We start from the raw sequence: 13,045 nt of genomic DNA, 5'->3' as shown, positions 1-13,045 counted from the left end.
CGACGTGATCGCCGCCGCGCTGAAGCCGTCCTACGACGTCGAAGCCCTCAAGACCCGGGTCAAGACGCTGGCCGACAAGCACCCGCTGTACCCCGGCCTCTGATCGACAACCTCCCGCAGAGGCACACCCTTCGCCCTTCAATCCATGGAGTACAGCGTGGCAATCAGCGTCTTCGACCTGTTCTCCATAGGCATCGGCCCGTCCAGCTCGCACACCGTCGGGCCGATGCGCGCCGCCGCGAAGTTCGCCGCTCGGCTGAAGACGGACGGCCTGCTCGCCCAGACCGTCGCGGTACGGGCGGAGTTGTTCGGCTCCCTCGGTGCCACCGGCCATGGCCACGGCACCCCCAAGGCGGTGCTGCTGGGCCTGGAGGGCAACGAGCCGCACACGGTCGATGTCGCCCAGGCCGACCTGGACGTCGAGCGGATCCGTGGCAGCGGGCGCATCCGTCTGCTCGGTGCCGAGATCGGCCCGGCCCACGAGATCGACTTCGATGCCTCGACCCAGCTGGTCCTGCACCGTCGGCGCTCGCTGCCGTACCACGCCAACGGCATGACCCTCTTCGCGTACGACGCCGACGGGGCCCCGCTGCTGGAGAAGACGTACTACTCGGTGGGCGGTGGCTTCGTGGTCGACGAGGACGCCGTCGGGGCGGACCGGATCAAGGTCGATGACACCGCGCAGGCCCACCCGTTCCGCACGGGTGACGAACTGCTGCGGCTGACCAGGGAGACGGGGCTGTCGATCTCCGCGCTGATGCTCGAGAACGAGAAGGCCTGGCGCACCGAGGAGGAGATCCGCGCGGGCCTGCTGGCGATCTGGCGGGTGATGGAAGGGTGCGTGTCGCGCGGGCTGGCCAGCGAAGGCATCCTCCCCGGAGGTCTGAAGGTGCGTCGCCGCGCTGCGGCGGCGGCTCGTCAACTGCGCAGCGAGGGCGACCCGTTGGCGCGCGCGATGGAGTGGATCACGCTCTACGCGATGGCGGTGAACGAGGAGAACGCGGCGGGCGGCCGGGTCGTCACCGCGCCGACGAACGGCGCGGCGGGCATCATCCCCGCCGTTCTGCACTACTACCTCAATTTCGTGCCGGGCGCCGACGAGGACGGCATCGTCCGCTTCATGCTCGCCGCCGGGGCGATCGGCATGCTCTTCAAGGAGAACGCCTCCATCTCCGGCGCCGAGGTCGGCTGCCAGGGCGAGGTCGGCTCCGCCTGCTCGATGGCCGCGGGCGGTCTCGCCGAGGTCCTCGGCGGCTCCCCGGAACAGGTCGAGAACGCCGCCGAGATCGGCATGGAACACAATCTGGGTCTCACCTGCGACCCGGTCGGCGGCCTCGTCCAGATCCCCTGCATCGAACGCAACGGCATGGCCGCGGTCAAGGCCGTGACCGCCGCGCGGATGGCCCTGCGGGGCGACGGCCGCCACCACGTCTCCCTCGACAAGGTCATCAAGACCATGAAGGAGACCGGCGCCGACATGAAGATCAAGTACAAGGAGACAGCCCGCGGCGGCCTCGCCGTCAACGTCATCGAGTGCTGAGACACGTCCCGGGTTGGGCCGCGTCACAGCCGCAGGACGATGAGCGCGGTGTCGTCCGTGTTGCCGCTGTGGGGGAGCAGATCGGCGAGGAGGGCGTCGGCCAGGGCCTCGGGGGCGGCGTGCTGATGGTGGGTGAGGGAGTCGGCGAGGCGGGCGAGCCCGGCGTCGATGTCGTCGGTGCGGCGTTCGACCAGGCCGTCGGTGTAGAGGACCAGGGTGGCGCCCTCGGCGAAGGTCGCCTGGGCCTGCGGGCGCGGAGCGGAGCGGGGGCGGGCGGCGAGTGGCGGGTCGGTGGCGCGGTCGAGGAAGGACACGGTGCCGTCGGGGTGGAGCAGGGCGGGTGGCGGGTGGCCGGCACAGCTGTACGTAATGGTGTGCTCGTCCCAGTCGATGAAGGTCGTCGCCGCTGTGCTCGACTCGGCGCCGTCGACGGAGCGGGCGTACATGTCGAGGGCCTCCAGTGCCTGTGCAGGGCCGTCGGCGACGCGTGTGGCCGCGCTCAGGGCGCTGCGTAGTTGTCCCATGGCGCAGGCGGCCGCCAGGCCGTGACCGACGACGTCACCCACCGCCACCGCGAGGCTCTCGCCGGGCAGCTCGACCACGTCGTACCAGTCGCCGCACACGTTCAGCGCGCCGATGGCGGGCCGGTAGCGGACAGCCGCTTTGCGGTGTTCCAGGGGCCTGGGGTCGGGCAGCATGGCCGCCTGCAGGGCCAGGGCGACCTCACGCTCGCGGTCGTGTGCCTGGCGCAGGCGTTCGTTGACCTGCTGAAGTTCCCGTGCGCGGGTGTACAGCTCGGCCTCCAGTACCCGGGAGCGCCGGTCACCGCCCGGGCCGCCGAAGGCGCGGATGAGCTCGGTGACCTCCTCCACCCGGTGCACGATCAGCGCGACCTGCCCGTCGGGGCCGTGGACGGGGGCGTTGACCGGGCTCCAGTAGTGCTCCTCCCAGCGGCCGGGGTGCGCGGGATCCTCGATGTCGTAGCGGAGCAGGGCCATGGTGTCGCGTTCGCCGGTGGCGGCGGCACGCAGCATCGACTCCCGGGTCTCGCGCATACCGGCCGCGGCCGCGTCGTTCGGGTTCTCGGGGAACACGTCGAAGATGTAGTGGCCCAGCAGCTGCTCGCGGGTGCGTCCGGCCAGCCGGAGGAAGTCCTCGTTGGCGTCCACGTACACCAGCTCGGGGGTGAGCAGTGCCACCATGCCGGGCAGAGCCCTGAATACCGCCGCATAGTCGATCTGCGGTTCCACCGCCATTTGCTGCCTGCCTCGGCGCCGAGCGTCACTGTGCCGTTCCACGATAGGAGTGAACAGGCCACGGGGCTCGGGGAATGGCCTAGCCGGACCGCATCGGCGCTCAGATCGAGGTGTCGTCGCCCGGCGAAGGCACGGGAGCGGGACGAAGGACCATCAGGGAGTCTTCCAGGGCCGCCGCCATGGCGAAGGGGAAGCGGTCGAGCTCGAGACAGAGTGCGACGTCATCGGGGTGGACGCCTTGACGCACGCCCTGCGTCAGTTCGGCTGCCGCGCGGGACTCGGCGGCGCGGCGGAGGAACTCGGCGGCATCCGTTTTCGCCTCGGTGGCCCGCCGGGCGATGTACTGGGCGCACGCCAGATCCTCGTCGGCCTGTCCACCCTCGCCGGTGACGACGAAGGTGACGCTGTCACTCTTCCGTGTCCGCAGGAGTCGAGCCGTTGCCTCCGCCACCACGAAGGCGGCGCACAGCACCAGCGACGCGTCCTTGACCGCGAGGGCGCCGACCGTCCCCGCCGTGGTCTTCTGCACGACGGTCCGTCCGCCGAGGTCCATGGAGCGCAGCATGCCCGGTGAGTTGACGGTGTCGAAGCCGGGCGCGGGCGGACCGTCCTTGAGCGCCACCCAGCCCGGGTGGCGGGCCTTGAGGGCCAGGGCCTCGTCCAGCGACTCAGCCAGAACGATCCTCTCCGCCCCTTGGCCAAAGGCCCAGGCGGCCACGGTGAAGGCACGCATGACGTCGACCACGACCGCCACGGACGGAGTCTCGACCAGCTCGGTGATGCCAAGAAAGTGGGCGTCCATTCGGATCATGATCGAGCACGTCCGACGCGCAGCACCCGCCGAGTGATCCACATCACACGGCTCATATCCAGGTGTCGAGCCACATCCTGGCGCGCCAGTCCGCATACGGAATCGTCTGGCCGGAGTAGGCGGGGAAGAAGTAGATGAAGTTCCAGACGATGAGCAGGACGAGCACACCCGCGGCCACCGCCCCCAGTGCGCGGCGCTCGCCGGTCGCTCCCGGCGGACCCAGCAGGGCTCCCAGCATCATCGTGACGGCCAGGCACAGGTACGGCACGAAGGCGACCGCGTAGAAGGAGAAGATCGTGCGGTCCTGGTACAGGAACCAGGGCAGATGACCGGCACCCACCGCGCACAGGACGGCGCCGGAGCGCCAGTCGCGGCGCAGCGACCACCGGTAGAGCAGGTACACCAGGGCGCAGCACGCCGACCACCACAGCAGGGGCGTCCCCAGGGCGAGGATCGTCTGCGTGCAGTCGATGGCTGTGTGGCAGCCTTCCCTCCCGGGTTTCGGCGACTCGTACCGGAACAGCACCGGGCGGCCGAGGACCAGCCAGCTCCATGGGTTCGACTCGAACTTGTGAGGCGTGTGCAGCCCCACATTGAACTGGTACACCCCGTACTCGTAGTGCCACAGGCTGCGCAGCGGAGCCGGAATCCACGACCATGTGCCGCCGCGGCCGTCCGCCCAGTGGCGTCCGTAGCCGTTGTCGGACAGGAACCAGCCGGTCCATGTCACCAGATACGTCACGACGGCGACCGGAACGAGGGACAGCACCGACCAGCCGAGGTCCTTGCGCAGCACCGCGCGATACGGGCGGCGCGCCCCGGCCACACGGCGGGCGCCGACGTCCCACAGCAGGGTGAGGAGCACGAAGAAGGCGAGGAAGTACAGGCCGTTCCACTTGGTGGAGGCCGCCAGTCCCAGGAAGAGGCCGGCCGCGATCCGCCAGGGACGCACCCCCGTTCCGGCATGGTCACCGGTATGTCCGTCCGGGCGCACCCGGCCGTCCTCGGGGGCGGGCAGCGCCGCCGCGAGCCGGGCCCGTGCGTGGTCCCGGTCGATGAGCAGGCAGCCGAACGCCGCCAGGACGAAGAACATGACGACGAGGTCGAGCAGAGCGGTGCGGCTCATGACGTAGTGCAGACCGTCCACCGCCATCAAGGCCCCGGCCAGGCAGCCCAGCAGTGTCGAACGGAACAGGCGGCGCCCGATGCGGCACAGCATCAGCACCGACAGCGTGCCGAGGACCGCCGTCATGAAGCGCCAGCCGAACGGGGTGAGACCGAACATCCACTCGCCGAGGGCGATCACCCACTTGCCCGTCGGCGGGTGTGCGACGAAGGACCCGGTGTCGGAGAGCGGTATCAGCTGGGGATGGGCCAGGAGCTGCGGGTCGGCGATCTCACGGTCCGGCCAGGTGCCCTCGTAGCCCAGCCGGAGCAGGGACCAGGCGTCCTTGGCGTAGTACGTCTCGTCGAACACGACCGCCCGCGGGCTGCCCAGACGCCAAAAACGCGGCAGCCCGGAAAGGAGCGCCACCAGCAGGGGCCCGCCCCATCCCGACCAGCGGGCCAGCCGGAAGGCCGACACCGGGGACAGTCCGACCCTGCGCCACAGCCGTGACCCGGGTTCGGGAAAGGGCACGACCAGGCGGTCGCGCACGGATGTGTGCGGGCGCCCCGCGTATCCGAAGGCGCGCAGCCGCTGCTCCCAGGAGGCCGGCCGGTGATCGGCCCGATCGATTCGAGGCATGTCGACAGACGTGGGCGCGTTCTCGTGGAACACCTGGTGAGCCTTCTGTTCGTGGAGAGCGGGACGAGCGGGCGTCAGCCGCCTGGCGAGCGGCGAGGGCCTCGCCGGCTCGGCCTTCAGCGAGCGGGGCCGCTCGAACCTGCCCCGACCTGGGCGGTGGAGGCGGGGAGGACCGTCGACGGCACCGGGACCGACTCGGCGGAGGTGACGGGGCGGGGTTGCCTCGTGTGGGGTCCGCCCTGGGTGACAGAGCTCGCCAGGAGCAGCAGTCCGATGCCGAGTCCCGCGATGGTCAGCACGGATGCGGTGGCCATCCAGGCGGCCCGGGCCCGCTGCCGGGCACGGACGCCGGCGTGCAGTCGGTATCGGTGCCGGTCCTCGTAGGGCCTGTCCGTGTGGCCGGCACGCATCATGCGTGTCAGCTCCTGCTCGAAGCGATCCAACTGTTCCTCCTTCACTCGGCCGGCTCGACTGCCTCGGCCAGAAGCCGCCGCAGCCGTGCGACCCCGCGCGCCGTCAGCGAACGGGCGGTACCCACCGGACACCCCAGCACCTCCGCGACGTCCCGCTCGGGCAGGTCCTGGTAGTAGCGCAGCACCACCGCGGCCCGCTGCCGTGCCGGCAACAACGCCAACATGGCCTCCAGCCGGGTCCGTTCGTCCACGGCGGCGGTCTCGTCTCCCGCCTCGGGCGGGTCGGGCAGCTGGTCTACGGGGTGCTCGCCCCACCATCGACGCCGTGCCGAGCGGGCCGCGGCACGGGCCAGGACCTTGCGCACATAGGCCTCGGGCGCCTGGCCGGCCACCTTCGGCCAGGCGAACCACAGTTTGACCAGCGCCTCCTGCAGCAGGTCCTCGGCCCGGTGCCGGTCTCCGCCGGTGAGCAGCCGCGCCAGGTGAAGCAGGGCCGACCACCGGGCAGCCACGAACCGGTCGAACTCAACGGCCCGCGGCTGCCCCGTCAACGTCGCCCCCCAACCCCCTGCCGAACACGCCGGCTTCTGCCGCTCTCACCCTTAACAAGACACTGGCCCCCGCCCCGCTATGCACCCCCGCAGTGTGGCGTGGGTCACGTACACGGTTCGCGGAGGCCTTGTGCTCAGGCCGCAGTGAACCGGCTGGTGGTCATACGGCGGCCGGTGGCTGCCAAGTCGCCTCGACCAGGGCCCGTTCGGTGCCGGACAGGTAGACGGCTGCGGCGAGCCACACCCGTGCGTATCCGCCCGGATCCGCCTGCTGGGTTCGGCCGAACACATCGCGGCCACGGCGGTCGGCCTTCGCCGCGAGCGCGTCCGCCAGATCCGCGGCGGCCCGGAAGCCGCTACGCCGAAGGGCCGCGGTTCCCGAAGCCCGGTCGCCGTCGCGTGCGGGCTCGGCGGCGGTCCGCCGGCCCCCGGACACGGCGACCTCGACCAGCCGTCGCAGCCGCCACAGGGGCGCTTCGGCCACCGGATCCGGTGGGAACGCGGACAGGGGCTCCACCGACGGCAGTTCATCGGCCGGCGGGAAATGCGCGCCTTCGAGGCGGTCGTAGCCCAGATCGGCGTGCCCCGCCCACTCGGCCGGCAGGCGCAGGGTCGCCGTGCCGTCCGGCACGGGCCCGACCGCCAGTGGCCGCAGCGTCGCGGCGCGGGCCGGGTCGAGACGCCCTACGACGCGCAACCGCAAGCCCGGCCGCGAGGCCAGCTTGCGGAAGTTGACCGTATGGGCCAGGTCGGGGTGGCTGTTGGACGGCACCAGCCGGACCAGCAGAGCCTCGCCGTCCGCCTCTTGTGCGGGCAACTCCCTGGCGAACAGATGGTCTTCGGCCGCTCCCACGATGACCACGTCACAGCCGATGAGTTCGTCGGCCGTCTGCCCGGCCTGTTCCGGCTCGGTCGTCCCGGCGCCGGTGAACCGTGTCGCCGCGGCCTCGGCCAACGGGCGGGAGAACAGCCGGGCGAGCGGGCCCGACGTCCAGGACAGGCCTGTCACCGGGGTGGCCCGTACCCCCTTCCCGGCGCCGAGGCGGCCATCCGGTGAGAGCGTCGCACCGGAGATCAGCAACCCGCCCCGGGAGAGCTGTCCGTGATCGAGGCTGCCGGAGCCGAGCGCCACGGTGGCCGTGGCGGCGCCCCGCGCCCGGGCCGGGCCACCGGGCTTGACGTCGGCCACGGAGAACCAGCGCCCCTCCTCCGACAGGACATGCGTGACGACCCCGCCGTAGCCGGTGGCGGAGATCACCGGCTCCCGGCACACCCCGTGGACACGCAGGCTGCCCCCGGGCCGGTAGCCGCGCCGGGCGGTGCCGACCAGCGCCGGGTCGGGGTCGGACGCGGCCAGCAGGCCGCTGGTGAGGAGCAGTTCACGCAGGGCGGCCACCAGGTCGGCCAGCCGGTGGCCGTCGTGGCGGGCGCGGGCCGCGCGCAGTGCGCGCACCACCCGCAGGGCGGCCGCCTCGGGACGGTGCAGCCCGGCGAGCCGGGCCGTGTGCGCGGCCCGCAGCAACTCGGCCTGCGGTACGGCGCCCGCGCCGGGCACCCCGGCGGCCAGCACAGCGGCGGCGGCATCCCAAAGGCCTGTCGCAGCTGACACCTGGGCATCGGTCGGTCCCACCGGCGCCGCATCCGCCTCACGAGCGTCCGATGTCCCGGTACCTTCGTCAGCTGGGACCGCCTTGACGTCGGCCCCGTCGGACGAGGGTTCCGGCGTCTCGGCCACCGTGTCCGCGTCGGCCACCGGAGCGGCACCGAGTACGGCCGCGCGATGCAGGCATCGGGGCGCGAGCAGACAGCTGCACTGCGCCTGACCGTCCTCCGTGACCGCACCGGACGGCCCGGGCGTGAGGGTGACCTCGGCGTCCTCACCGCATCGCACGCGTCGTACGGTGCCGTCGGCGGTGACGGGCAGCGTCGCGTAGGTCTCGATCGCGGCATCCAGCTTCTTGCGCAGCCGGGACGTCAGTTGCTCGACGGCGGCGGCGACCACCTCGGGTGCCACGGGGGGCAGTTCGGTGTTCATCGGGTCTCTCCGCGGAGGCGGTCGCCCACCCAGCGGGCGAGGGTGAGGGGACTGAGGGCGGCGACCGGCATCCCGGCCGCGACGAGCTGCTGGGCCACGGGGACCGAGTAACGCGGGCTGCCGGTGTCGTCCAGGGCGGCGCAGCCCATCAGATGGACGCCGGAACTCGCGAGGTTGCGTACCTCGCCGAGGAGGCCGCCGAGCGGATACCCCTCCTCGAAGTCGCTGACCACCACCACGAGGGTCCGGCTGGGGACGGTCACCAGGGAACGGGCCTGGGCCAGCCCCGCCGCGATGTGCGTGCCGCCGCCGACCCGAACCTCCAGCAGCAGCGACAGCGGGTCGTCGACGCGCTCCGTCAGGTCGATGACCTCCGTGGAGAAGGCGAGGAAGTGGGTGCTCAGCGTGGGGACTCCGCCCAGCACGGCCGCGGTCAGCGCCGACCAGATGACCGACGCCTCCATCGATCCGGACACGTCGACGACCAGGATCAGCCGCCAGTCCGCCTCCCTGCGCGAGCGGGTGCTGAACACCGGCCGCTCCGGGACGACCAGGGTGCGCCCGTCGTCCGTCCTGCGGGTGTGGGCGAGGTTGGCCCGCAGGGTGCGCGGCAGGTCGATCCGGCCTCCCTTCCGGCGGGTCGGGCGAGGCGTGGCCAGCCCGCTCAGCGCGGGACGCAGCCGGGTGGCCAACTCCTTGGCCAGTTCGTCGACCAGACGGCGCACCAGCGGGCGCAGCCGCGACAGCTGCTGCTCCGGCATCCCGCCGGCCAGGGACAGCACGGACGTCAGCAGGTCGACCGACGGGCGGACCGCCTTCGGGTCGAGCTCGGCCAGGACATCGCTGCGGCCCTGGTCGGCGGCCCGGGCCAGCACCTCCTCACGGACGTCGGTGCCGAACAGCGCGTCGAGTTCCTCGGCCCACTCACGGGCGGTCGGGAAGGAGGCGCCCTGACCGCCGGGACCGCCCTCGCGGCCGAGGTCCGCGGAGCCCTCGCCACGGCCGGTGCCGTACAACTCGTCGAGCGCGTGCGCGTAACGGCGGGCGCCCTGCGGCAGCTTGTCGCTCTCCCGGCCGAGGAGCAGTCGCCAGCGGTCGGTCGGCGTGAGATGAAGGGCGGAACCTTGTCGTGCCTCAGTCCGGGACGCGGGCGCGCCGGGAGCCTTGGTGGTGTCCGCGGCCTTCGGCGGCGGGGTGCTGTCGGCCGGGGCGAGTGCCGTCCCCAGGGGTGGCCGGAGCGCGTCGACCGCCGCCCGGCCCGCCGCGTCGGCGGCCGTCCACAGCGCGAGCAGCTGTGGCGAGGCGCCGAGGGACAGGTCGAGCCGGTCGCCGAGGCGCTCGGTCACCGCGTCCAGCAGCCGGCCGCGGCCGGCCGGGCTGAGCGCGTCGAAGCCGCCGCGCAGGGCGGGCAGCCGGTCGAGGAACCCCTGGTCGGTGAGTACGTCGATGCGGTCGAGCAGCGGGTCCAGCGCGGTCGGCGCAGACTGGAGCAGGGGAGCGGCCCCGCTGAGCAGGCCGCTCAGGCGGCGGCTCAACGCATGCCGCTCGTCGGGTCCGGTGGCGGTGTCGATCCAGCCCGCGGCACGGGTACCGAGGGTGTCGGCGTCGTCGAGGTCGAGCATGACCCGGGCGGCGAGCGCGGCGCCCTGGACGAGCGGGGATCCGCTGCGCGCGAGGTCGTCCAACGCGCCGTCCATCCGCAGCCCGAGGCGGTGTTCCCCCGCTCGGGAGGCCAGCGCCACGAGCGCGTCCGCGTCCTGCGGGTCGTCGCTGCCCGCCAGTCCCGGCAGGGACCGTACCGCCGACTCCAGCAGCTCGGCGGCGAGTTCGGCGGCCGTCCGCCGGCTCTCGGGTGTGGTGCCGGGCAGATGGCCTCGCCGCAGCGCCTCCGACAGGTCGAGGGCGCTGAGGAGTTCGGGGAGGGTGGCGCAGGCGGGAAGCACCTCGGCGGCGTCGGCCAGCCGCTCGGCGACCAGCTCCGGCAGATCGCACCGGGCGGCGCCCCGGAGCGCCGCCAGGACGAGGGCGCTGGTGGGCCCGCCGTCCGCCGACTCCCTGCGGAACGTCTCCCGCAGGGTGCCCTCGGCGGCCACGGCTGCCGTGACGCCCCGGATGCCGGCCAGATCGAGCCGGACGGGCACGGCCGGCGTCCACGACAGGCGCCACCGCGTGGTGAGCGCCGCCGCATCCCCCGTACCCGCCACCTGGACCGGCTCCCCGTAACCCGCTCCGCACACGGCGAGACGCTGCAGCAGGATCTCGCGGCGGCCGTCGAGCGCCGAGCGCAGCGGGTCGAGCCGCACTTCACGCCCGGCGGGGTCCTCGGGTCCTGGCAGCCGCAGCGCGGCGAGCTCCGCCTCGACGGACGGGCCGAGCCCGGAGCGGGGCGTGCCCGGGGCGATACGGCCACGGTCGGTGCCGACCAGGACGACCTCCAACGCCCGCGCCAGGGCCCGACCGCGGCCGAGCGGCTCACCCTGGCCCATCACGGTCGTCAGCGCCTCCAGCACCTCGCTGCGGCCGGGAGCCGACAGACCGCGCAGCCGCGCCAGGTCGCACGCCACGCGCAGGGTCTCGCGGGCCTCGCCGGTGCCGGCGACATGTCCGGCAGCGCGCAGCTCACGGCAGACGTCGGTGATCGCCCGTGCCGCGGCCTCGTGCAGCCGCTCAGGATCGCCTCCTGCCGTGAACACGGCCTGCTGCCAGCGCGGATCGCGGATGCCGGCCGGATAGCCGGAACGGGAGTCCAGCAGATCGAAGGCGTACGGCACGAGGGAGGTGACGACGGCCGGCCGCTCTCCCATGGACACCGGCGCCGCAGTGGGCGTCGCGGCCCCTTCGGTCAACGCCGGTGCGTGGAAGGCCCCGACGACGGCCGCGACGCGGCGTCCGCCGGCCGCGGCGCGCGCGATCGCCGCACGCATGTGCGCCTCGCGTGCCAGATCCACCGCGGGAACCCCGCCCGCCGACTCGGCGTCGCGGCGCAGCGCCCATCCGACACCCAAAGCGGCCCGCCGCACGGCGTCGGGGGCGCAGCCCGGGGCGAGGACCTCGACACTGCGGTCCCACATGTCGTCGCCGTCGCGACCTGTGCCGGCCGCGGTGAGCGCGGCCGCGAACGCTGTGGGCGTTTCGGCCGCCGGTGCGTGAGTGTCCCCGGCTTCGGCACTCCAGCGCGGGTCGGACATCGGCAGGTCGCAGCAGACGACCTCGGCGCCACGCTCGCGTGCCCAGCGGACGGCGGCGAGTTCGGGCGAGAAGTCGGCGAAGGGGTAGAAGCCGAGTCGGTCGCCCTCGCCGGCCCCGGCCAGGGCGACCGGGGCGAGAGTGCCCGGCGCGCCGAGATGGGGCAGCCAGGGCTGGAAGTCGGTGGGCAGCTCCACGCAGACGACCTCGGCGCCGGAGGCGTCCAGCAGGGCGGGGACGGCGGCGGCGAGCGCCGGGCTGTGGTGCCGTACGCCCAGCAGGTACGGCACCACGGAGTCGGCGAGGGCGGCGAGGGCCGCCCTCGGTTCCTGAGCGAGGGTCACCGAAGGTTCTCCCGCAGGTCCCACAGGCGGCGCCAGGTCGCCGAACCGTCCTCGGCGCGGCGGCGCACCGGGCCGTCCCAGTAGCCGAGGAGACGCGCGTGGTCGGCCGGGTCGTCCTTGCGGACCACGCCCAGCAGATGGCCGGGGACCAGGTCCAGCGAGTCGCCGCCGGGGAGGTAGGCGGCGGCGACTCCCAGGGAGACGGCGACCTGCACCGCCTCGGCGGTGGACATCACCGTCCCCGGGCGCTCCACGTCCCAGCCCTCGGCCGAGCGTCCGGCCCGCAGGTCGCGAAAGACGGTGAGCAGGACGTCGAGGACCGCGTCGTCGACGCCGAAGGCCGCGCCCGCCCGCTCGACGGCCGCCGTGGCCTGCCGCTTGACGAGGGCGGTCTCGGCCTCGACGTCGGCGATCGGGTGCACGGTCTCGAAGTTGAAGCGGCGCTTGAGAGCGGCGGACATCTCCGACACCCCGCGGTCACGGAGGTTGGCGGTGGCGATGACGGTGAACCCGGGTGCGGCGGCGACCTGTGCGTCGTCGGTGCCGGACAGTTCGGGCACGCTCATCCGCCGGTCGGACAGGAGCGACACCAGGGCGTCCTGCACCTCGGGCAGGCAGCGGGTGATCTCCTCGATGCGGGCCACGTTCCCGGCGCGCATCGCGGCGAGGACCGGTGAGTCCACCAGGGCCTGCGGGGTGGGGCCCTGGGCGAGGAGGAGGGCGTAGTTCCAGCCGTAGCGCAGGGCGTCCTCGGTGGTGCCCGCGGTGCCCTGCACGGTGAGCGCGCTGGTGCCGCAGACGGCCGCCGACAGCAGCTCGGACAGCATCGACTTGGCGGTGCCCGGTTCGCCGACGAGCAGCAGTCCGCGTTCTCCGGCGAGGGTGACCACGCACCGCTCCACCAGGGCGCGTTCGCCGACGAACTTGGGAGCGATGACCAGTTCGTCCGCCGGCGCCGCGGGCGCCCCGGGCAGCTTGAGCGCCTCGCCGCCGCTGCCGCAGACGAAGGTGATCACGGCGCGGGGTGTCAGCAGCCAGCCGGGCGGACGAGGACCCTCGTCTTGGGCGGCGAGAAAGGCGAGTTCGGTGGCGAAGCGCTCTTCGGCGGGCAGGGTCTGCCGGGCCGGGAGGGCCGACACCGTGTCGGTCAGGGGCATGGATG

Annotated in this window: 9 protein-coding genes; 1 reads left to right on the top strand and 8 read right to left on the bottom strand. The window is 73.2% G+C overall.

The features are described 5' to 3' along the window. Nucleotides 1-157 precede the first annotated feature (157 nt). Entirely contained in the window at nucleotides 158-1,540 is a 1,383-nt protein-coding gene (locus TN53_RS19140; RefSeq protein ID WP_046259756.1) for an L-serine ammonia-lyase, read from the top strand. Between the two features lie 23 nt (nucleotides 1,541-1,563). On the opposite strand, the gene TN53_RS19135 is transcribed toward TN53_RS19140, so the two are convergent. The 8 genes from TN53_RS19135 to TN53_RS19100 all read right to left on the bottom strand — a co-directional run bounded on the left by TN53_RS19135 (nucleotide 1,564) and on the right by TN53_RS19100 (nucleotide 13,040). Further along, complete coding sequence (locus TN53_RS19135) at nucleotides 1,564-2,796, bottom strand: PP2C family protein-serine/threonine phosphatase (RefSeq protein ID WP_046259755.1); 1,233 nt, start codon at nucleotides 2,794-2,796, stop codon at nucleotides 1,564-1,566. 100 nt (nucleotides 2,797-2,896) lie between these two features. Further along, nucleotides 2,897-3,598 carry a 2-phosphosulfolactate phosphatase gene (locus TN53_RS19130; protein WP_046259754.1) on the bottom strand — a complete coding sequence of 234 codons (702 nt, stop codon included), beginning with the start codon at nucleotides 3,596-3,598 and terminating at the stop codon, nucleotides 2,897-2,899. A 61-nt stretch (nucleotides 3,599-3,659) separates the two neighbouring features. Further along, nucleotides 3,660-5,354 (bottom strand): dolichyl-phosphate-mannose--protein mannosyltransferase, encoded by a 1,695-nt coding sequence (locus tag TN53_RS19125; protein WP_199924610.1) that lies wholly within the window; start codon nucleotides 5,352-5,354, stop codon nucleotides 3,660-3,662. Nucleotides 5,355-5,470: 116 nt separating this feature from the next. Then, nucleotides 5,471-5,797, bottom strand: coding sequence for a hypothetical protein (locus TN53_RS19120; RefSeq protein WP_159038159.1), 327 nt, complete (start codon nucleotides 5,795-5,797; stop codon nucleotides 5,471-5,473). An 11-nt stretch (nucleotides 5,798-5,808) separates the two neighbouring features. Then, entirely contained in the window at nucleotides 5,809-6,318 is a 510-nt protein-coding gene (locus TN53_RS19115; protein WP_046259753.1) for a SigE family RNA polymerase sigma factor, read from the bottom strand. A gap of 160 nt (nucleotides 6,319-6,478) precedes the next feature. Beyond that, nucleotides 6,479-8,353: an SWIM zinc finger family protein gene (locus tag TN53_RS19110; protein ID WP_046259752.1), complete on the bottom strand. Its 1,875-nt coding sequence runs from the start codon at nucleotides 8,351-8,353 to the stop codon at nucleotides 6,479-6,481. Then, nucleotides 8,350-11,883, bottom strand: a complete 3,534-nt coding sequence (locus tag TN53_RS19105) for a vWA domain-containing protein (protein ID WP_046259751.1) — start codon at nucleotides 11,881-11,883, stop codon at nucleotides 8,350-8,352. Before TN53_RS19105 ends, TN53_RS19110 begins: the two co-directional genes overlap by 4 nt. Continuing rightward, nucleotides 11,880-13,040 (bottom strand): ATP-binding protein, encoded by a 1,161-nt coding sequence (locus tag TN53_RS19100; protein ID WP_046259750.1) that lies wholly within the window; start codon nucleotides 13,038-13,040, stop codon nucleotides 11,880-11,882. Before TN53_RS19100 ends, TN53_RS19105 begins: the two co-directional genes overlap by 4 nt. Between the last annotated feature and the right edge of the window lie 5 nt (nucleotides 13,041-13,045).

Origin of the sequence: Streptomyces sp. WM6386 (assembly GCF_000972385.1) — a bacterium.
Lineage (GTDB): Bacteria > Actinomycetota > Actinomycetes > Streptomycetales > Streptomycetaceae > Streptomyces.
Note: the sequence above shows the minus strand (reverse complement) of the source record. Positions and strands in the feature narration are given on the sequence as shown.